The sequence below is a fragment of the Rhizobacter sp. P2_H2 genome, from assembly GCF_056403375.1.
This window is the reverse complement of the sequence record NZ_JBFUFP010001866.1, coordinates 1-510: the sequence shown is the minus strand read 5'-3', so window position 1 is coordinate 510 and position 510 is coordinate 1. Positions and strand designations below refer to the sequence as shown.

The following is a 510-nucleotide window of genomic DNA, read 5'->3' as shown; positions in this document are numbered from 1 at the left end:
GGCGGGCGCGCTGGTCGCGTTGCGCTGGGCGGGGTGGCCGTACGTCGCACTCGCGCTGGCCGGCGTGCTGCTCGGCACGATCGCCTGCGGCCGCTGGTTCCGGCGCCGGCTCGGCGGCATCACCGGCGACACGCTGGGCGCCACGCAGCAGATCACCGAGTTGCTGGCGCTGCTGGGCTGGGTGGTCGCGCTGCGCTGGGCATGAACCGCATCGAGGCCTGGCGCCATCCGCGGCCCGACGGCGTGGCGGGCCGGTGCATCGGCCACACCGACGTGCCGGTGGACCGGCGCCGCGCGAAGCGCCTCGCGCACCGCATCCGCCGCGCGGCGCGGTGCGAAGGCTGGCCGAAGGGCGTCTGGACCTCGCCGCTGCGGCGCTGCGCCGACGTGGGCCGCTGGCTCGCGCGCTGGGGCTGGACACACCGCATCGATGCGCGGCTGTGCGAGCTGGATTTCGGCGACTGGGATGGCCGGACCTGGGTCGAGATCGGCGCGGCACCGGTCGACGCC

General features: G+C 76.7%; 2 protein-coding genes. Both read left to right on the top strand.

Features of this window, described 5'->3' with window-relative positions:
* Window positions 1-205, top strand: a 205-nt coding sequence (locus AC1D15_RS36670; RefSeq protein ID WP_477829964.1) for an adenosylcobinamide-GDP ribazoletransferase, incomplete at its 5' end; no start/stop codon positions are given.
* Window positions 202-510, top strand: a 309-nt coding sequence (locus AC1D15_RS36665) for a histidine phosphatase family protein (RefSeq protein ID WP_477829963.1), incomplete at its 3' end; no start/stop codon positions are given. The genes AC1D15_RS36670 and AC1D15_RS36665, both read left to right, overlap by 4 nt.